Genomic DNA, 20099 nt, shown 5'->3' on the forward strand with positions numbered 1-20099 from the left:
TGCTGGAGCGGGTACGGAAAAACGTGTGCGGTTATCCGCGCCCATCCCGTCCCAGTTTATGCGGCCCGGTCAGTTCGTCGCTGTGATCTCCGCGTCGAACCTTTTGAGCAGGCGACTTCGTTCTTCCGGCGAGCCGAAGGTGGCGAAGTCGTAGTCCACCATTTTGATCATCGAGATATCGGGCGCGGCGAGCGGCAGGTTCGAGCGGGCGTTGGACGGCACCTGGTTCTGTCCGGAGGCAGCCCCCGTGCCCTGGCCCTCCGGGCTAAGCGCGAAATCGACGAAGCTTTTCGCCGCCTCCAGATGACGGGCACCCCTAACGATGCTGACGGCGCCGATTTCGTAGCCGGTGCCCTCGCAGGGCGCAACGATGACGAGCGGCGAGCCCGCCTGCTTCTGCGTGACGGCGTCGTGCATGAAGGAAATGCCGATCAGCGTTTCCCCGCGGGCGGCCGCTTTGACGGGGGCGGAACCGGCGGTCGTGTATTGGTCGATGTTGCGATTGAGCGCTACCAGGAAGCGGAAGGCTTCGTCTTCGCCGAAGAGCTGAACCAGGGTCGCAAGCGTCGTGAAGGCGGTGCCGGAGGAATTCGGGTTGCCGCTGCGGATGCGGCCGCGATAGGCGTTGTCCGCGAGGTCCTTCCAGCAGGTCGGGGCCGGCAGCTTCAGGGCATGCAAGAGGTCGGAATTATAGGCGAAACCGAGCGCGCCGGCATAAATGCCCGCCGAACGGCCGCCGGAAATGGCGAAGAAGTTTTGCGCCCAGGGCAGCATGTCGCGTTCGTGCGCCGGCCTGTAGGGTTCGAGCAAGTTCTCGGATCCGGCCTGCAGATGGGTGTCGCCGGTGCCACCCCACCAGACATCGACGGTCGGCGCGTCTTTCTCGGCCCGCAGCTGGTTGAGGATGTCGCCGGTGCTCTTGCGGGTCATCGAAATTTCGAGCCCGGACTTCGTTTCGAACGCCGTCTTCATCATCGCGCACCACGCTTCGTCGACACCGCAAAGCACGGTGAGCGCCGGCGCCGTCATGCCTGTCGTGGCGGTGCACAGCCACAGGGCCACGCACCCGCCGATAGCGGTGATGCCTCTCACGATGTCCTCCCATTTGGAACGCTGCCGTCCCAATCTCCGCAGTGAGGATGTCGATATTCCCCGCCTGCCGCAATCGGAGAATGGTTACCGTTCTTACATCCTTGGGCGCTCTCCGCCGTTTCAAAATTACAAAGATTACAAATATGACAAATCACATAATGCGAGCTGCTTTGAACATTGGGACGGCCCCGCCTATGATGGGGGCGGGAGGACGTGCATGCTGAATGAGAGGATACGGATTCTGATCGTCGAGGACGATCCGGACATGGCGGAGCTTATTTCCGATCTGGTGGAGGCAGAAGGTTGGCTACCCCTGACCGCGCCGTCGGCGGAAGCAGCAGCCAATGTCCTGGCGCGCGAGGCGGTGCATCTCGTGCTTGTCGACCACAATCTGCCGGGCACTTCGGGCCGCACCTTTGCGCAAAGGCTGCGGGCCCGCACCAATATCGGCATCGTCATGGTGACGGCGGCAGGCAGTGCTGCGGACCGGGTGCTGGGTTTGGAGACGGCAGCGGACGATTACGTCGTCAAGCCGTTCGAGCCGATCGAGTTGACGGCGCGCATCAAGGCCGTCCTGCGCCGCACCTATCCCTCGCTCAAGCCCGAGCGGGAAAGCGAACGCGAGACCGAGCCGGCATCGATGAAGCTCGGCGACTGGTCGATCGACCTCAGGAGCCGCCGGGCGATTTGCCTGAACGATCCTTCGAGGTCGCTGACGAGTGCCGAGTTCGCTCTTCTGGAAATCCTCGCAGAAACACCGAACACGCCCGTCGGCCGCGCGCAGATCCTCGACCGCCTCGGCGCCGAAAGCGATCGTTACATCGACCGCAATGTCGACGTGCTCGTGCTTCGGCTCCGGCGCAAGATCGAGCGCAATCCGGATTTGCCGCGTCATATCAAGACGAGACGCGGCAAGGGCTATGTGCTTGATACCGACGACGGCGAGCCGAAATCGTGATCGTTCGCCCTTTTCTCTCGTCGATTGCCTTCCGGCTCCCGTTCGCGATCGCCTTCATTTGCGTGCTCGTCTTCGGCCTTTCGACGGTCGCAGTTTTTGGTCTGCAACGGGCGCGCGACGAGATGGCGGCCTACGGGCTGCAGGCGTTCACCAGCCTTGCCAAGGCCTCGCTCGTGTCGCGCCAGGTTTCCGATCTTGTGTCGAGCGCGCCGTTTCTGATGAATGCCACTTCGCCCTACCGGGTTTCGAGCGAAAGCCGCTCGGTGGTCGCGCAGGTCGATGCGCTGTTGCGCGCCATGGCGCCGCAGAACGGCGATGCGGCGGTCAAAGGTTTTGCCAGCGGGCATATCGTCGAGCTTCTGGAGACCATCCGCACGCAGACGATGATGCTCGCCGGCGACGCGGAATCGGCGCAGCAGCACAAGGCCGAAGCGGCAGCCGCACTTGGCGAGATCGCGACCGGCAGCGGCATGGCCGATGCCGATTTCCGCCGCCGCCTCAATGGGATCGTGCAATCGGCATCCAACTCCGACAGTCTGTTCCAGCTCGGCGAATTGCGCCGCCGCTACATTGCCGAAACGGTGCCGCGCCTTGAGCATGCGGCACCCGATATCCGGGTTTCCGCCAACGAACTCGCGCCCTATGAACGGGTCTTCGAAGCGCAGACCCAATATCTCCTGGAGATGTTCGCCATTCGCGCGGCCGTCGCGCGCTTGCACACCGTGTCGCGCGACCTCTCGCATGCGACGGAAACACAGAGCGAAGCCGTCGCCCGCGGCCTTAATGACGATCTCGTTTCGACCTCCAATGCTCTGAGCCGCCTGCTCGTCATCGTCGCCGTCGCGGCGCTGCTCGTGCTTGTCATGGCGATCTTCTCCATTCGCTCGGTCATGCGCGTGTCACGTGGGATCGTGTCGCTGTCCAACGGCATGAACGCTCTTGCGGAGGGACGCCGGGATGTCGATACGCCGACCTACGAGGGGACGGAGACCGAGCTCGTCCGGCTGCTCGAGGCCTTCAGTGCATTTCGAGAAAGCGTCGAGCGTGTGTCGCGGCTCAGACGTACGGCCGAGGCCGCCGCACGGACCATCCGGTCCACCTTTCGCAACATGAACGAAGGCATCGCGCTTTTTGATCCCAGTGGCAAACCGATCACGATGAACCGTCGCGTCATGGAGCTCGTCGGCTGGCCGGGCTCGGCACGGAAGCTGCCGCTTCGCAATTTCGTGAGCCCGATGCCCGAGATCGACCCGGCACTGCTGCCCGCCGATCGCGACACCGGCACGCTCGGCGACCGACTTGTGCTGCGGCATCGCTCCGACGTCGGTCGTGTGACCGAGGTTTCGCTGTCGCGGCAACCGGATCGCGGCATCGTGCTCTTGGCCCGGGACGTGACCGACATGGACCGGCAGGAGGCCGAAGCGGCAAAGGCGCAGCGACTGGACGGTATCATGCGCATGACGCATCAGGTGAGCCACGAAGTCGGCAACATGATCGGCATCATCACCGGCAGCCTGGGGTTGCTGGAACGGGATACCGGTTTCAACGATCGGCAGAAGCGTCACATCGCCCGCATTCGCAAGGCGGCCGATCGCGGGCGTTCGCTTGCGAGCAGCATGCTGTCCGTCGGCAGCCAGCACCCGATCCAGCCGGGCGCGCTGGAGGTCGGCGCGGTGTTGCGTGGCATGGCCGACGTGTTGGAAATCGCCGTCGGGGAAAGATGCCGTCTCGCCTTCGAAATTGCCGACGGCCTGCCCAACGTGCATCTCGATGCCGCCCTCTTCGAGCAGGCGATCCTTAATCTCTGCCTCAATGCCGCCGCCGCGATGCCTCAGGGCGGGACGATCCTGATCCGTGCTGCGGGAGTGGAGACCGATGTCGTTGTGTCGGTCACCGACGATGGGATTGGTATGTCTCCGGAGGCCGTGGACAAGGCGTTCGAGCCCTATTTCACCACGCGTGACGAGGAAGGTGGTGCCGGTCTCGGTCTCGCGGTCGTCTACGGCTTCGTCCGACAAAGCGGGGGCGACGCCCGCATCCTGTCGCAGCCGGGGAGGGGAACGACCGTCGAGCTGGTCTTTCCGAGCTGAAATGGGTGTTAAACGCAGGCAGGGGTCTACGGATTTCGCCGCCGCCCGAGCCGTTGGACGGCGGCATCGATGCGTTCGCCGTTGTCGCGGAAAACCGCCCAAAGCCACGTCATCAGCCACAGCATCAACAACCAGGCGAGCACGACGTCGGAGAGGAAGTGCGCACCAAACAGGATGCGGTTGATAGAGAAGGCGAGTATCAGCGGGATGAGCGCGATGATCGCCAGGCGTTGCCACTGAGTGGGCAGAAGCAGCGCGAGTGCTATGAGGGCAATCGCCGTTGCGGATTCGCCTGATGCGAAGGAACAGCTGCGCGAGCAGGCGCTGGAGACCTGCCAGGCGGGCGTGAACGGCAGGGTGCCACCGAAATCCGTGATGTCGTAGGCGCGGGCGCGGCCGATCAGCCGCTTCAGGGCCTGGATGAGAAGCCCGGGGCCAATGGCGTAGAAGGTGAGAAAGAACAATGCCTTGTGCGGGCGCAGCAATCGGCGGCGCGGTGCAATCACCTGAATGATCAACAGCGCCAGGACGCAGGGCAGAATGAAGAAGGGCGGGACGCGATTGAAGTCGCGAAGTGCCCTGAGCGCGGGCTCTCGGGAAAGCGGGAAATCACCTGCCGCTGAGGCGGCCCAGCGCGAAACGACGAGATCGATGCCGGGAAAGGCCATGAAGGCGAAGGCCGCGCAAATGGTCAGCGCGCCAGCAATGGCGATGGGCTGATCGTCAACGCGGGCACGGGCTTGCCCAGCCCATTGACGTGGGCTCGCGCGCAACCATCGGATGCTGTTTGAAGACGTTACTGTGGAGGGAAGGAGGCTGGGCATGCCGGTCGCTCGCAGATTGTCGGTGTGTGCGGGCCGGACATTTGCTCTGCTCTGTCAAGGCTAAGTGGAGGATCGGGGAGAGCTTGGCGCGCAGATCGGATGATCGATGCTTGCACCTTTTGGTTGCCGATGGGCGGCGCCGTCCATCAATGTCCCGGGCCCCCGGTGCCAATTGTCAAGAAACGGCGGAGATTTGTCGGGGGCTCCATCCGGAAGGCCAGCTAAAGGGCGGCAGTGCCGTGCCGACGAATTGCAACTCGAATCCATTCGTCCCATAAGCTGCTGATCACAACATCGGGCCAGGGAGTTGCTTTATGGTCGACAAGGGTCTCATCCTTTTGGCGGAGGACGAGCCGGAGATCGCGCAGATACTCGACGCCTATCTGGTGCGCGATGGTTTCAGGACGGTGCGTGCAGCCGATGGCGAAACCGCGCTGACGCATCATGCGGTGCTGTCGCCCGACTTGGTCCTGCTCGACGTCCGCATGCCGAAGCTCGATGGCTTCGAAGTCCTCGCCCGTCTCCGACGTGAGGGCAACACGCCGGTCATCATGGTCACCGCTCTGGCCGAGGATCTCGATCGGCTGACCGGCCTGAGACTCGGGGCCGACGACTATGTGGTCAAGCCGTTCAATCCGCAGGAGGTGGTGGCGCGCGTCAACGCGGTGCTGCGGCGCACCCGAAACGGCGCCGGCGCGACGGTGCTTCGCTTCGAGAATGTGGAAGTCGATCTCGATGCCCACGTCGCCTTCGTCGAGAAGAGTGGCCACCGCCACTCGGTGCCGCTGACGCTCAGCGAATTTCGCATCCTTGCCCACATGATCCGCCGCCCGACGCATGCCTTCGACCGCGCCGATATCCTCGACGCCTGCCTGCCGGACAGCGATGCGCTGGCCCGCACGGTCGATACCCATATCGCCAATCTCAGGCGCAAGCTTGAAGATCTCGGCGCCAGCGGTCTCTTCAGCGCTGTTCGCGGTGTCGGCTATCGCTTCGTGGAGCCAAGATGAAGATCAGCCTCTCGCGCTTGCCCCTCGGCATTCTCACGGCCCTGGTGACGATCGTCCTGCTGATCATCAGCGTGTTCATCATCTATGCCGGCGTCGACTACATGGAGCCGCGGCTGGAAGCGAGGCTCTTGGAGCGGATGCCGCCGGAAGCGGCCAAGGCCTATACCGATTTTAACTCCGGTAAGCTGCCGAGCCAGGAATCGCTGCAGAAACTGCTTTCGACCATGCCCGAACTCGAAGAGTGGGCAAATTGGGAGGTGGACAAGATCATCCTCGGCTTCGGGGCGACCGCGGTGACCTTTTGCGGCCTCGTCGGCTACTGGCTGGCGCGCAAGATCAGCCGGCCGCTCGAGGTACTGGCCCAGGCGACACAGAATCTCAGGGCGGGTGATTTCGCCGTGCGCGTCGGATCGATCCGCAAGGGTGCCAAGGAGGTGGCAACGCTCGTGAAGACCTTCGACGAACTGGCGGCCGAGCTCGAAAACATGGAGAGCCGGCTGCGTTTCAACACGATGGCGGTCGCCCACGAGCTGCGCACGCCGCTGACGATCCTTCAGGGGAACCTTCAGGGCATGGCCGACGGCGTCTTTCCTCTCGAACAGGAGAGGATCCAGCAACTCTTGCTTCAGGTGGAGGGGCTTTCCGCTCTGGTCGAGGACTTGCGCACCCTTTCGCTCGCCGCTGGCCAGAAACTGGTCACGCAGTGTCAATCGGTCGATCTCGCCGCCGAGGCGGCCCAGGTTCTCGGCGCGTCCTGCACCTTGCTTGGCTCGGCCGGCATGTCGGTCGAGACGGCGCTGGAACCGGTCCGGGTCTCCGGAGATTCGCAGCGCCTGCGCCAGGCGTTGCTGGCACTGATCGAGAATGCCACCCGCTACGCGGCAAGCGGCGGCGTGCTGCGGTGCGAGACGGGCCGACGCGGCGCCGACGAGGCCTTCATCCGTTTGCTGGATCGCGGTCCAGGACTGCCGGACGATGTCTCGACCCATTCGATCGATCTTTTCTGGCGCGGCGATGCCTCGCGGTCGCGGGCAACAGGAGGCACCGGCCTCGGTCTCTCCGTGGTACAGGCGATCGCCAAGGCGCATGGCGGGCGGCTGGAATTCGCGTCCCGCGCCGGCGGTGGCGCCGTGATCACGATCGTCCTGCCGCGCGCCATCCCAGCCTAGGCCCGGCGCCGGTAGTGCCGCTTGCCACTGCATGTTTCCTTTAATCGTAGCCGGTTAAAGGACAAAAACATGCAGCCATTCAAAGTGCTACAGCGACCTTTGCGCGTCTGATAAGACGCGCGGCGCTGTAGCGCCGAGCGCGGAGTGGCGTTAGCTCGTCCGGGCGTTGCGCCCGGCCCGCAGGTCCCGCGCTCAATTGCCGACCACTTCTCCGCAAATCCTTGACAGTCCACGGGCAAACCGAGGCTGGCCGAATTATCCGGCCGGCAGAGTTTGCTCTCAAGGATTGCACCATGTCCCTGGAAATCAGGCAGGAATACAGCGCCGATCTGCGGTTGCCCGCTCAAGACAGCACGACTTTCGGCGGTGAGCCCCTACCGTCTTCCGGACGCTCGGTTTCTGGGCCTATCGTCAGAGATCGATCGCAAGCCAAGGTATCGATTCAGCGTCACGTCCTGAAGCTCGGCCTCAGGGTGAGCCTGAAACGTGTCGTCGTCTTCTCGATGCGGTTTGTGCGCCACCCCTTGCTCACGGCACGCTGGATCGCCTTTCTCGGCGAGTTCGGCGAGCGCTATCGTCTGGGGCTGCCGCATGACGATCTCGTGCGCAAATCGATCCCGACCTTCTTCCTGCACGGAGCGTCCTCGTCCGAGCGGCTCGATTTGATGCTCAATCATTTCGACGTTGCAAGCGAAGTCCTCTCGCGCCGCTCACTGACGGCGCTCTGGCGCGGAGGTACGCTGGAGATGGGAACGGTCTCCGGTCGCAGCGAAAACTATCGCATCCAGCTGCAATTGGCAGACCATTGCGGTGCCCGTCACGAGGGCGCCTTCGCAATCCGGCTTCGCCGTCAGAGTGACGAATACACACTTTGTACGGTCGGCTTCGTCTTCGTCCGCTGTAACGACGATACCTACAGTCTTGCGATCGGCGGCATGCAGGGGCCGAAGGGCGAAGACGCGAAACGAGCGCTGATCACCGCAACGCGCGATCTTGGCGGTCTGCGCCCCAAGGATGCGGCACTGCTCGTCCTCCAGGGGCTGGTGGCGGAAGGGCACGCGGCCTCAATCCATGCGATTTCGAACGACAGGCATGTGATCAATCGCCGCCGCCTCAAGCGGCGGAAGATGATGATGGCTGATCTCGATGCCTATTGGTGCGATCGTGGTGGGGTGCCGTGCGAGCTTTTCGGTTTCCGTCTTCCCATTGCGGACGGCAAGGCTGCGCCCGAGGGTAACCGGCGCGACCAGAGCAAGCGGGCATTTCGCGACATCGGCGCCTGGTTCTATTGAACCGGGCGTGTTGTCAGCTTCCGCCCCTCGGCTTTCCTTGATGGTATATGCAACGTACGGTGGCGCCGTTCGAATCAGATATGCTGCTGGAGATCGGCCTATGACGACCGTTGCCGCTGGGAAGAAGAAACCGCTTTTCACCGGAGGCTGCCTCTGCGGAGCGATCCGCTTCGAGGCCAAAGGGGCGCCCGGCAAGCCGCACACATGTTCGTGCAAGATGTGCCAGCGCCATTCGGGCGCGCTGACGGTGGCCTGGGTCGAATTCGACAAGGACGTGATTGCGTGGACCGGTCCGGGCGGCATCCCTTCGGTCTATCGCTCGTCAGACTATTCCAGCCGCGCCTTCTGCCCGGCCTGCGGCAGCAGCATTGGGGCGATCGACGATGCACCGGTCGTTGCCTTGCTGCTTGGCATCTTCGACAAGACGAATTCCGCCGACTTGATCCCGACCGGTCACAGCTACCGCTCCGCACGGCCCAAGTGGTGGCACGTGGAGGCCGTGAAGCCCGCGACTTGATGAGAAACGCGGCCAGGCTGCAAGTCGTTGGCGCAGCCGGGTAGGCTGCGCCGACTGTTCTAGACCAACCCCTTGGCTGCGGCGGCGATGGCAATGATACCGAACGCGATCAGGACCAGGCCCGAAAGGCGCGACACCCAGGCGACGAAGCTGTCCGGCAGCCGTGTCCGGGCGATCGCCACCCCGCCGCTCAGGAAAAACCACCAGCCGAGCGAGCCCAGGAAGACGCCCACGACGACGATGGCGGCGCTCAGCGCATCGCCTGCTTCGGCAAGGCCGAGGCCGGCAAAGATCGCAGCGAAGGAAAGGATCGTCGCCGGGCTGGTCATCGTCAGGAAAAAGGTGGCGATGGTCGTGCGGACGAGATCGCGTCCGCCGACGTCGGCCGCGGCCGTCACCGGTTTCGGCCGCAATCCGCTCCAGCCGAGCCAGATCATGAACAGTCCGCCGGCGAGGCCGAGCGGTGTTGCGATCATGGAAAGCACCGCGGCAAAGGCGGCGAAACCGATCGCGGCAAGCGCTGCATAGGTGGCATCGGCGGCGGCTGTTCCCAGCCCACCGGCGACGCCCGCCCAGAAGCCGCGCTCCAGCGTACGGTTGATGCAGAGCGCTCCGATGGGGCCGAGTGGGGCAGCCACCGCGAGACCGACCAGGAGGCTTTTTCCAAACAACAACGTAGACATAGGCATAGGGCTCCGGCCGCGGCATGGCTCAATCCATCCAGATCAAGGACGGAACATGTGCGGCAGTTCAAAAATGTTTCAGCAGTCTTTACGCGTCCCGTCAGGCGTGCGGTGCAGTCGTTGCCAGGCTTTCCCGGACGGTCGACAGCGCGATCACCGTTTCGCTTCGCGCCAGGAACCGCCGTCGCTTCAACTCGGCAAGGAACGGCTCAAGGTCGCCGAGCGACGGCATGCGGACCTTGACGCAATAGGACCAGGCGCCGGTGACGTGGTGGCATTCGGCCACGGCCGGATGGTCGGCCATGAAGCTACGGAACGCCGCCTCGTCCGCATCCGGCGCCAGGCCGACCCAGACGAAGGCAAGCACGTCGAGGCCAAGCGCGCGATGGTCGACTTCCAGCGTGAAGTTTCGGATCACGCCATTGGCGACGAGCCGACGAATGCGCTCGTTGACGGCGGAGGGCGAAAGCTCCACCGCGGCGCCGATGTCAGTGAGCGACCGCCTCGCGTCTTCAGCGAGAATTTCGATGATTTTTCTGTCAACCGCATCCATTGCCAATTAATACGTCGAAATTGGCGAATTGTACAGAGGATTTTTTGTTAAACGATGTGCCTGACCGAGGAAACGTTGGCGGGTGATCGCCCAGATGAGTCGCATGAGCTACGGCCAAGCGCCCGATGACGAGAGCGTCACCGACGTTGCCCGTCCACGCGCTGCGGTTTGAGGCGCCGCCCGAGACTTGCACGAGCTGCCTTGTTCGTCCGTTGCCGCAAAGGTATCAGGAAGGTTCAGTGCGGCGGATGCAAGGAGCGAGGTGCAGCCCATGTCGAACGACCATACGTCAAAGGCTGACGTCCGCCTGACATTTCCCGGTTCCATCGTGGTGATGGGTGTGTCTGGTACCGGCAAGACCTCGGTGGGTGAGGCCATCGCAGCTGCCTGCGGTTACCGCTTCGTCGAGGGTGATGCGCTGCATCCGGAGGAAAACATCCGCAAGATGTCGGCGGGCATTCCGCTCAGCGATGCAGACCGCTGGCCGTGGCTGAAGGAGATCGGCCGGCAGCTGGCATCGGGTGATGCGCCTATCGTCGTCTCCTGCTCGGCGCTGAAGCGCAGCTATCGCAATCTGCTGCGCGAAAGTGCCGGTAAGCCCGTCGCTTTCGTCTACCTGCACGGCGAACGCGACGTCCTTGTCGGGCGGATGCAGCGTCGGACGGGACATTTCATGCCCGCCTCGTTGCTCGACACGCAACTCGCGACGCTGGAAGACCCTGTCGGCGAGCCTTTGACCCTGACCGTGGACATCGCGCCGCCGCCGCGGGACGTGATCCATGCTGTGCTCGCTGAGCTTGCGCGACTGGAAGCCGCGGACGGCCGCTAGCGCCCGAAGTAGCTCCGGTCAGTTCCGAGAAAGACTTGATCTGGCGCGGTGAAGCTGCGAGCCGCGGGTCCGTCGCGTTGATGCCCCTATTCATCTCGGGTTTGCGAAATGGGGTGAATCAACTAATGCTCGGCCATGATGCAACGATATCTGATTTGGAGATTCGGCACGCTGGAACAGCGGCCGCGCCTTTCGAAAAGCTGGCATGCTCCCATCGCGATGGCAGCTTTGCTGGCAGCGGCGGCGGCGATATCAGGTTGCACGACACGCCAGGATGTCGGCACGCCGACTGGCAGCATTATGGTTCCCGCCGAAAACGCACTGATCCTGCCGCCGCCCGGTGGTCCGGCGGTCTTGAACGTCGTCGAGCGACGCCGCACCAATGCCATCGAGCAGGATATCTACCTCTATACCTCCGCTGCCACGCCCGGTCAGAACGTGCTGCACGCGAAGTTCTTCGGCCCGATGGACGCCAGATTCGATCAACAGAAGAGCAGCCGCTATGCTGGCATTCAGGACAACAGGATGATGGCTGAGGCGCGCCGGGCGCTGCCTGGCGTTCCTCTGGCGCTCAATCCCTATTTCCTCCAGAACAATTACGGCCCGTTCGGTTATGCCTTCGGCCATGGCCGGGCAGACGATGCCTGCATCTTCGCCTGGCAGCAGATCCGCCAGCAGGAGAACCACCGTTCTCCGCTCAAGGGCTATGGCACCATCCAGATCAGGTTGCGCTATTGCGCGGCCGGCGCGAGCGAGGCCGAACTCCTGGCGCCGGTCTACGGCTACACGATCACCGGAACATTCGGCGATCCGGCGTGGAATCCCTATGGTGCGCCACCGCCGCTGGAGGCCGGGATCGGCCGTACCGGCAGCCCGATCTACCGCAAGGAGCAGGCGCCGACCGAAAGTGCGCCGGTGACCGTCACGACGCGCCAGGCGCCGGCGGTCGTTCGCCGGGAGGTTCGCGCCGCGCCCACCACGCAACAGGAGAAGCCGGTCGTCGCTCCGACGGCAGGGGCATCCATTCCGCTACCGCGTCCAGATGGCACTGCGGCACTGCCGCAGCCGGGCAGTACTGCAAAAACGCTGCCGTCCGTCATCGTACCGGCGCCGGCATGCGATGCCCAGCAGGCCGGAGGAGCCTGCCCTTAATCGACTGCTAACCATCGCTTGCTAAGGGCTGGTGCTGATTGAGGGAACTCGATCGAAGGCAGGACGAGCAATACCAGTGGCATGACGCCGAACGCTGGAAGGCAAATGTATGAGCAAGGTCGGATCCGTAGCCGCTTGGGCGCTTTTTTCGCTTTGCGTCATTGCCGTCATCACGTTGCCGGTCAATCTCCAGACCCAGCTGATCGTCAGCGTTCTCATCGTCACATTCATGGCCGTGCTCAAGCTCGCCAATGCCGGCGGCCGTTGGCGCCTGATCGCGCTTGCCTTCGGTACGGCCGTGGTGCTGCGTTACGTCTATTGGCGCACGACGAGCACCTTGCCGCCGTTCAACCAGCCTGAGAACTTCATCCCCGGATTCCTGCTCTACCTCGCCGAAATGTACAGCGTGATGATGTTGTCGCTAAGCCTGTTCGTGGTGGCGATGCCGCTGCCGCCGCGTAAGGCGAGCTCCATTTCTCCCGGCAAGTTCCCGAAGGTCGATGTCTTCGTACCGTCCTACAACGAGGATGCGGGGCTGCTCGCCAACACGCTCGCCGCGGCCAAGGCGATGGACTATCCCGCCGACAAGCTGACGGTCTGGCTGCTCGACGACGGCGGCACCCATCAGAAGCGCAATTCGGCAAACCTCGTCGAAGCGCAACGCGCGTCCGCCCGCAATGCCGAGCTGCAGGCGCTGTGCGACGATCTCGGCGTGCGCTATCTCACGCGCGAGCGCAACGAGCACGCCAAGGCCGGCAACCTCAACAACGGCATGCTGCATTCCGACGGCGAACTGATCGCCGTCTTCGACGCCGACCACGCGCCGGCGCGCGACTTCCTGCTGGAGACCGTCGGCTACTTCGAGCAGGACCCGAAGCTGTTCCTGGTCCAGACGCCGCACTTCTTCCTCAATCCGGACCCGCTGGAGCGCAATTTGCGCACCTTCGAGAAAATGCCGAGCGAGAACGAGATGTTCTACGGCATCATCCAGCGCGGTCTCGACAAGTGGAATGCCGCCTTTTTCTGCGGCTCGGCCGCCGTTCTCCGCCGCAAGGCGCTGGAGGACACCGAGGGCTTCAGCGGCATGAGCATCACCGAGGACTGCGAAACCGCGCTTGCGCTACACGGACGCGGCTGGAACAGCATCTATGTCGACCGCCCGCTGATCGCGGGCCTGCAGCCGGCGACCTTCGCGAGCTTCATCGGCCAGCGCAGCCGCTGGGCGCAGGGCATGATGCAGATCCTCCTGTTCCGCTTCCCGCTGTTCAAGGGCGGCCTGTCGATCCCGCAGCGGCTTTGCTACATGTCGTCGACGCTGTTCTGGCTGTTTCCGATCCCGCGTACGATCTTTCTCTTCGCGCCGCTCTTCTACCTGTTCTTCGACCTCGAGATCTTCACGGCGTCCGGCGGCGAGTTTCTCGCCTATACGCTCGCCTATATGCTCGTGAACCTGATGATGCAGAACTATCTCTACGGCTCGTTCCGCTGGCCGTGGATCTCCGAACTCTATGAGTTCGCGCAGACGGTGCACCTCTTGCCAGCAGTGATCTCCGTTCTGCTTCGGCCAAGCCGGCCGACCTTCAAGGTGACGGCAAAGGATGAATCGATCCTGGAAAGCCGTCTGTCTGAAATCGCCCGGCCGTTCTTCGTCATCTTTGCCGTGCTTTTCGTCGCCCTGCTGATGACGGTCTACCGGGTCTACACCGAGCCGTACAAGGCCGACGTGACCCTCGTCGTCGGCGGCTGGAACCTCCTGAACCTGATCATGGCCGGCTGCCTGCTTGGCGTCGTGTCCGAACGCGGCGAGCGGGCCTCTTCGCGTCGCGTCAAGGTCAGCCGCCGGTGCGAGTTCGGCGTTGCCGAGCAATGGTATCCGGCAACCATCGAAGACGTTTCCGCCCACGGCGCGCGCGTCCAGGTCTTCGGCATCGACGCGTCGTCCCTTCCGACGGATACCGAGGGGGCAATCCGTTTCGAGCCCTATAGCGGCAGCGGCGGACCGGAATCGCTGCCGGTCGCCATCAGGAACAAGCAGGTTGCCGGCGACATCACCACCATCGGCTGCCGGTATCTGCCGCAGGTCGCGCGGCATCACAGCCTGGTCGCCGACCTGATCTTCGCCAATTCGCGGCAGTGGAGCGAATTTCAGAGCGCGCGGCGCGGCAATCCGGGCCTGGTGCGCGGTACGCTCTGGTTCCTTTGGCTGGCGCTGTATCAGACGAGCCGCGGCATGATCTATTTCCTTCGCAGCCTGCGCGGCTCCGAGGCGCAGAAGGGGGGAGCTTGATGATCAGGCGCCTCGCTCTTGTCGTCTCGCTGCTGGTCATCACGACGGCCGGTGTGTTTGCGCAACCGTCACCCTTTGACATGTCCGGCGAACGCCCGGCAGATGCGCCGGTTCTGCAGCCGCCGGCGGCGACCTCAGGCGAGAATGGCGCGGCGGTGGCCGAGCCACCGGTTGCTGCCAAGGCGCCGGACGAATTCAAGCGCTTCATCATTCCCTTCAGCGCGCTCTCGTTGACGGGGGAGGTCGACGAGCGCACCTGGTCCGTCTATCTGACGCCGGTACAGGCACAGGCCGCGGCGACGCTGAACTTTGCCTATCAGAACGCGATCGTCGTCGCTCCCGAAGCGTCGATGCTGCAGGTTTTCGTCAACGGCGAACTGGCCGGCGGCGGCGCGATCGGGTCCGCCGAAGCGGCGGAGCCGTTGAGCTACAACCTGAAGCCGGGGCTGCTGCGTGCCGGTACCAACGACATCCGGTTCAAGGTCCGCCAGCGCCACCGTACGGACTGCACGGTCGAATCGACCTATGAGCTCTGGACGGAGATCGCGCCGGCATCGGCCTTCATCCGCTTCGCCTCGGGCGATAGCGCGGTGCTTTCGAGCCTCGACGACATACGCGCGGTTGGTCTCGACGAGCGCGGCCGTACGCAGTTCAATCTGGTCGTTCCCGGTCTCCAGCAGCCGAGCCGTACGGCCGCCTTGATGCGGCTTTCGCAAGGCTTGGCGTTGCGTGGTCAGATGCCGGCGCAGGCGTTTTCCCTCAGCGAAACCATGCCCGAACCCGGGAAGCCGGGCCAGATCACTGCAATCGTCGGCACTGCCGAGGAATTGGCGCCACTGCTCGAGCGGCTGCCGGACGGCGCGTCGAGCGGGCCGGTCGCCATGTTCGTGCGCGACAACAGGACGAAGGCTTCGGTCCTGGTCATCAGCGGGCCGGACTGGTCGGCGGTGCAGGAGGCGATCGAAGGGGTCACCCAGCCGATGGACCGTCCGAGCAACGTGCCGCGGGACGTGATCGCCACGGGGCGATGGCTGCTGCCGGAAACACCGCTGGTGGTTTCGAATGCGCGCCTGCGCTTCTCGGAGCTCGGGGTGGAGACCAGCGAATTCACCGGCCGGCGCTTCCGCACACGCTTCTCCGTTGCCGTGCCGGCGGATTTCTATGCGGATGCCTATGGCGATGCGACATTGCTGCTCGACGCGGCGTATACCGAGGCAGTTCTGCCCGGCAGCCACATCGATATCTACGTCAACGGCAACATCGCATCGACGATTCCTTTGAACTCGGTGACTGGCGACATTCTGCGGCACCTGCCGATCAATGTGACGATGCGCCACTTCAAACCCGGTCCCAACCTGATCGAGATCGAGGCGGTGCTGACTGCCGAGCCAGACAAGGCCTGCGCGCCGGGGACTCCGGCTTCCAACGATCCGCGCTTCGCGCTCTTCGACACCTCGGAACTGCGCATGCCGAACTTCGCGCGGATCGGCCGTCGGCCGAACCTTGCGGCGATTGCCGGTTCGGCAGCACCCTATCGCAGCGATGCGGCAGCCATACCGCTTTACCTCGACCGTGCGGACGAGGACACGCTGTCGGCCGCCGCGACCTTTCTTGCCCGTCTGGCCGTTGCCGGCGGCAGGCCGCTTGCCGTCGAAGTGGTCACGTCCCCGCTTGCGGCCGGCAACCGCAACGCTCTTTTCATCGGCGCCATGCCGCAGCTGCCGAAGACGGTGCTGACCCAGGTCGGCATCGACGCCGCCCGACAGATGTCCTGGGGCAACGCCGAGGTTGGCGGCTCGAGCAACCAGACACAGCAAGCCATCGACGCGTGGCAGACGCGTCTCAGCGGCGGGGCATGGCGAAGTCAGGTCACGGCATTCCAGACCTGGGTGAAGCAGGAGTTCGACATTTCGCTAAGCTCGCTGCGCATCATGCCCGAAGCGCAGACCGAGTTCTCCCCGTCGGAGACGGCAAGCCTGGTTCTCGCACAGGGCGCCAACCCGACTGATGATGCGACCTGGACGCTGCTGACCGCGCCGGCGGCCAAGCAACTGCGCGCGGGGGCTTCCGCGATCGCCGACGTCACGCGCTGGCAGCAGCTTGCCGGCCGGGTCTCCGCCTACGAACCGGCGACCGACAAGATCGAGGTCACGCCGGTCTCCGGCTTCGACTTCGTCCAGACGCAGCCGGCTTCGCTGACCAACTACCGTCTGATCTTTGCCAACTGGTTGTCCAGCAACATCATGGTCTATGCGCTGTTGCTGATCGTGCTGTCGGTGCTTCTGGGGCTGGCGACCTCGTCCATGCTGACCCGCCTGGGGCGGCGCCAATGAGGTGGCGAACCGCACTCCTGGCAGGCTTGTTCGCACTGGTGATGCCGGTGGTGGCGGGTGCGGCCGAAGGGGGTGGTTCGGTCAGCGCTAAGGACTGGGCGCAATACAAGACCCGTTTCCTCGATCCCGGCGGCCGGATCATCGACGATGCTAATGGCAATGTCAGCCACAGCGAAGGGCAAGGCTACGGCCTGCTCTTGGCCGTGCTTGCGGAAAACCCGGCCGACTTTGCGCTGATCTGGTCGTTCACGCGGCGCGAGCTGCTGCTGAGGGACGACGGTTTGGCGGCCTGGAAATGGAGCCCGACCGAAACGCCCCATATCACCGACATCAACAACGCAACCGACGGCGACATCCTGATCGCCTATGCGCTTGTTCTGGCCGGTGAACGCTGGAAGCGAGAGGACTATCTGCAGGCCGCCGCCCGGATCGCCAAGGCCATCCTCGACAACACCTTGCTCGATCATGGCGGACGAACGCTGCTGCTGCCGGGCGTTTCAGGTTTTGGCACGACCGATCGTCCAGATGGACCCGTCGTCAATCCGTCCTACTGGATCTTCGAGGCCTTTCCGGCGCTCGACCGGGTGGCGCCGTCGCAGCGCTGGAAAGAGCTCTCGGACGATGGGCTGGGATTGTTGAATGCTGCCCAATCCGGTCCGCGAAAACTGCCGGCCGATTGGGTCAGCCTGCGCACGGTTCCGAAGCCGGCCCAAGGCTTCCCGGCCGAGTTCGGCTACAATGCACTGCGGATCCCGCTTTACCTGGTACGAGCGGATCTGGGTGGCCGGGACCTGTTGATCAGATTGCGTGAGGGCATGGCGGGCAGCGACGACGCGCTCGTGCTCAGCGATGTCTCGACCGGTGCCGTGCAAACCAGCCTGACGGACCCCGGTTATCGATTTGTTAACCATATTCTGGCCTGTGTCTTGGACCGGGTTCCGATACCCGACAGCGTCAAGGTGTTCAGCCCGACGCAATATTATCCTTCCACGCTGCACCTGCTGGGGCTGTCCTACGTGAAGGAGAAGCGTCCGGAGTGTCTATGAAGTCCTCAATCGTTGCCATTGCCGCTGTGATGACTACGGTGATCGGGGTTGCCGGACTGACCGATGGCGGCTTCTTGCGGCAAGACAACAGCAAATTCAAGATTTTACCTCAGCCGGAAGCGGCTGTCGCCGTGGGCGCCACTGCCGAGCAGAGCGCACGCCGAACGGCACCGCAATTTACCGAAGTGGCCCAGGTGCAGAAGCCTGGGGACGAGGCGGCGGGCGGGAAGGCCGCACCGGTCGTCGATGAATCGGCGCTCCGATATTTCGCGGCTAAAGGTGATACGGCCCGACTTCAGGCTGAAATCTCTCGGCTGCGCTCATTGTATCCGGATTGGGTGCCGCCGTCCGACCCGCTGGCCGTGCCGCGCAACAATGATGTCGCGCTGGAAACCATGTGGCGGCTCTATGCGGAAGGTCGCTACGCCGAGGTTCGCAAGGCGATCGCCGAGCGGCAGGCGAAGGAAGCCGCGTGGCAACCACCATCGGATCTCCTCGAGCGGCTCAACGTGGCCGAGGCGCGCGCCCGATTGGTGAACGCCTCCCAGCTCAAACAATATGAGACCGTGATCTCGGTCGCCGCCAGTACGCCGAGCCTTCTCACCTGCTCGGAGGTGGATGTGCTCTGGCATGTCGCCCAGGCCTTTGCCGAGACCAAGCGCCCGGAACGGGCACGCGATGCCTATCTCTACGTGTTGAACAATTGCGAAAACGCCCCGGAGCGGCTGGCCACCGTGCAGAAAGCCGCGGCTGTGCTGCCCTACGCAACGATGCAGGACCTGCTCGCGCTCGAGCGCAACTCCCCCGAGGGCGTGGCGGAATTCGAGAGCATCCGCGACGACCTCGCCCGGCGCTTCGTCGCCGAAGGTGACGCGGACAAGGCGCTCGCGGTCGATGCCAAATACGTCCAGCGTGTCGAGAAGCTGGCTGAGGCGGGTGGCATGGCAAGCGACGCGCTGCTGCTCGGTTGGTACCAGTTGCGCCGCGACAACATGAACGCGGCCGAGCAATGGTTCCGCCGCGCGCACGACCGGGAAGATTCCGCGTCGGCCTCGCAAGGCCTGGCATTGACGCTGATTGCCCGCAAGGTACCGGCGGAGGCCGAGGCGGTTCTCTATCCGTGGCGGGACAGTTCATCCGATGCGCTCGCGACCTATTTTGCGGCCACGGCCAACCTGCTGGCGATCGATCCGCCGATGGCCCTCGATGCGGCCGTGCTGGCGCGGATCGCTGAGGAAACGACCAAGGCCCGCGAGCCGGCAACGGCACGGCAGTTCGGCTGGTACGCCCGCGCCCTCAACCAGCCGGCGACCGCCGCACAATGGTTTGCAACGGCGCTGCGCTGGAAGCCGGACGACGAGCCGTCGGCCTATGGTCTTGCGCTCAGCCGCGACCAGTTGGGCGACAAGGATGGGGTCGTCGAGATCCAGCGGCTATGGTCCGGCCGCTCCGACCGCATTGCGCGCCTCGGCGAGGTCGAGGAACTGCGTGACAAGGTCAATCCGGTTCAGCCCCCGGTCGTCGAGACCCGGAGAAGCGCGCCGGATTCTGCCCAGCGCACGCTCGTCGTGGCGGAAACGCCCCGCCGGACCGTCGTCCGCACTTCCCCTGCCGGCGGTGCAGGACAGAAGGTCGTGCGAACCGGAGCTGGCTGCCGAACCACGATCAATCCCGCCGCATTGGCGCCGCAGGCAGCGCTCGCCCGCGGCTGGTGCCTGATGGACTTGAACCGCCCGCTGGAGGCGGCCGAGGCCTTCGAGGTCGCGCTGCAGGCCCCGGCATCGCAGACCCGCGAAGACGCAGCCTACGGCCAGAGCCTTGCCTACCTGCGCGTCGGCCTGACCAACAAGGCCGCGGTTTCCGCGACCAAGTCGCGACAGAGCCAGGGGCGGGTTGACGAGTTGCAGACGGCCATTCTGGCCGATCGCGCCATCGCGGCCTTCGACGCCAAGCGTTACCGCGAGGCGATCCTGTTTCTCGACCAGCTCGGGCAGATTTCGAGCCGGCGCCAGGACCTCATGGTGCTGCGCGGCTATGCCTATATGAACCTCAAGCGCTATGACGAGGCGCGGCGCATCTTCGACGCACTTGCGGCCACGGGCAATCGTGATGCCATGCAGGGCCTGGCGGCCATTGGCGATACCCGGGAAATCTGGCCGAACAAGAACTGACCCACCGCCATCTCTAAACCAACCGAAGAATTCTCAGTCGGATCCCGAGCGGGCGATCCGTGCCGGCTGCGGCGGCGCGAGCGCCCGGTGACC

The 20099-nt window shown here is 64.1% G+C and carries 16 protein-coding genes and 1 pseudogene; 13 read left to right on the plus strand and 4 right to left on the minus strand.

Annotated features, from left to right (window positions below; all coding sequences use genetic code 11):
• Nucleotides 1-69: 69 nt before the first annotated feature.
• The gene (locus V7S54_RS15895; protein WP_065376662.1) at nt 70-1062 is read right to left on the minus strand and encodes an ABC transporter substrate-binding protein; all 993 of its coding nucleotides are present in this window, start codon (nt 1060-1062) and stop codon (nt 70-72) included.
• Between the two features lie 247 nt (nt 1063-1309).
• On the opposite strand from V7S54_RS15895, the gene V7S54_RS15900 reads away from it, so the two are divergent.
• Nucleotides 1310-2050, plus strand: coding sequence for a response regulator (locus V7S54_RS15900; RefSeq protein WP_065376663.1), 741 nt, complete (start codon nt 1310-1312; stop codon nt 2048-2050).
• Nucleotides 2047-4140: a two-component system sensor histidine kinase NtrB gene (locus V7S54_RS15905; protein ID WP_065376664.1), complete on the plus strand. Its 2094-nt coding sequence runs from the start codon at nt 2047-2049 to the stop codon at nt 4138-4140. The genes V7S54_RS15900 and V7S54_RS15905 overlap by 4 nt, the downstream gene beginning before the upstream one ends.
• A 26-nt stretch (nt 4141-4166) precedes the next feature.
• On the opposite strand, the gene V7S54_RS15910 is transcribed toward V7S54_RS15905, so the two are convergent.
• Nucleotides 4167-4913, minus strand: coding sequence for a phosphatase PAP2 family protein (locus tag V7S54_RS15910; protein ID WP_176707614.1), 747 nt, complete (start codon nt 4911-4913; stop codon nt 4167-4169).
• A gap of 365 nt (nt 4914-5278) precedes the next feature.
• Between V7S54_RS15910 and V7S54_RS15915 the strand changes: the two genes are divergently transcribed.
• From V7S54_RS15915 to V7S54_RS15930, 4 genes are all read left to right on the plus strand, one after another.
• Nucleotides 5279-5974 (plus strand): response regulator, encoded by a 696-nt coding sequence (locus V7S54_RS15915; protein WP_058323118.1) that lies wholly within the window; start codon nt 5279-5281, stop codon nt 5972-5974.
• On the plus strand, nt 5971-7143 hold the full coding sequence (locus V7S54_RS15920) for an ATP-binding protein (protein ID WP_336408463.1): 1173 nt from the start codon (nt 5971-5973) through the stop codon (nt 7141-7143). Before V7S54_RS15915 ends, V7S54_RS15920 begins: the two co-directional genes overlap by 4 nt.
• A gap of 293 nt (nt 7144-7436) precedes the next feature.
• Complete coding sequence (locus V7S54_RS15925; RefSeq protein ID WP_083203811.1) at nt 7437-8435, plus strand: DUF535 family protein; 999 nt, start codon at nt 7437-7439, stop codon at nt 8433-8435.
• Nucleotides 8436-8535: 100 nt separating this feature from the next.
• Nucleotides 8536-8952 carry a GFA family protein gene (locus tag V7S54_RS15930; protein WP_065376667.1) on the plus strand — a complete coding sequence of 139 codons (417 nt, stop codon included), beginning with the start codon at nt 8536-8538 and terminating at the stop codon, nt 8950-8952.
• Nucleotides 8953-9011: 59 nt separating this feature from the next.
• On the opposite strand, the gene V7S54_RS15935 is transcribed toward V7S54_RS15930, so the two are convergent.
• Nucleotides 9012-9635, minus strand: coding sequence for a LysE family translocator (locus V7S54_RS15935; protein WP_058323115.1), 624 nt, complete (start codon nt 9633-9635; stop codon nt 9012-9014).
• Between the two features lie 100 nt (nt 9636-9735).
• A complete protein-coding gene (locus V7S54_RS15940) occupies nt 9736-10188 on the minus strand; it encodes an Lrp/AsnC family transcriptional regulator (RefSeq protein ID WP_065376668.1) in 453 nt (150 codons plus the stop codon).
• 79 nt (nt 10189-10267) lie between these two features.
• Between V7S54_RS15940 and V7S54_RS15945 the strand changes: the two are divergent.
• From V7S54_RS15945 to V7S54_RS15975, 7 genes and pseudogenes are all read left to right on the plus strand, one after another.
• Nucleotides 10268-10360: pseudogene (locus tag V7S54_RS15945) on the plus strand (class II aldolase); the annotation flags it as partial.
• A 99-nt stretch (nt 10361-10459) separates the two neighbouring features.
• A complete protein-coding gene (locus V7S54_RS15950) occupies nt 10460-11017 on the plus strand; it encodes a gluconokinase (RefSeq protein WP_065376669.1) in 558 nt (185 codons plus the stop codon).
• Between the two features lie 219 nt (nt 11018-11236).
• Nucleotides 11237-12169, plus strand: coding sequence for a cellulose biosynthesis protein BcsN (bcsN, locus tag V7S54_RS15955; protein WP_065376687.1), 933 nt, complete (start codon nt 11237-11239; stop codon nt 12167-12169).
• A 109-nt stretch (nt 12170-12278) separates the two neighbouring features.
• On the plus strand, nt 12279-14456 hold the full coding sequence (bcsA, locus tag V7S54_RS15960; protein ID WP_065376670.1) for a UDP-forming cellulose synthase catalytic subunit: 2178 nt from the start codon (nt 12279-12281) through the stop codon (nt 14454-14456).
• The gene (locus tag V7S54_RS15965; protein ID WP_141679545.1) at nt 14456-16789 is read left to right on the plus strand and encodes a cellulose biosynthesis cyclic di-GMP-binding regulatory protein BcsB; all 2334 of its coding nucleotides are present in this window, start codon (nt 14456-14458) and stop codon (nt 16787-16789) included. Before bcsA ends, V7S54_RS15965 begins: the two co-directional genes overlap by 1 nt.
• The gene (locus V7S54_RS15970) at nt 16786-17835 is read left to right on the plus strand and encodes a glycosyl hydrolase family 8 (protein WP_065376671.1); all 1050 of its coding nucleotides are present in this window, start codon (nt 16786-16788) and stop codon (nt 17833-17835) included. Before V7S54_RS15965 ends, V7S54_RS15970 begins: the two co-directional genes overlap by 4 nt.
• A complete protein-coding gene (locus V7S54_RS15975) occupies nt 17832-20006 on the plus strand; it encodes a tetratricopeptide repeat protein (RefSeq protein WP_336408462.1) in 2175 nt (724 codons plus the stop codon). Before V7S54_RS15970 ends, V7S54_RS15975 begins: the two co-directional genes overlap by 4 nt.
• Nucleotides 20007-20099: the final 93 nt, after the last annotated feature.

The organism is Ensifer sp. CCNWLY38 (genome assembly GCF_037120565.1).
Taxonomy (GTDB): domain Bacteria; phylum Pseudomonadota; class Alphaproteobacteria; order Rhizobiales; family Rhizobiaceae; genus Ensifer; species Ensifer adhaerens_H.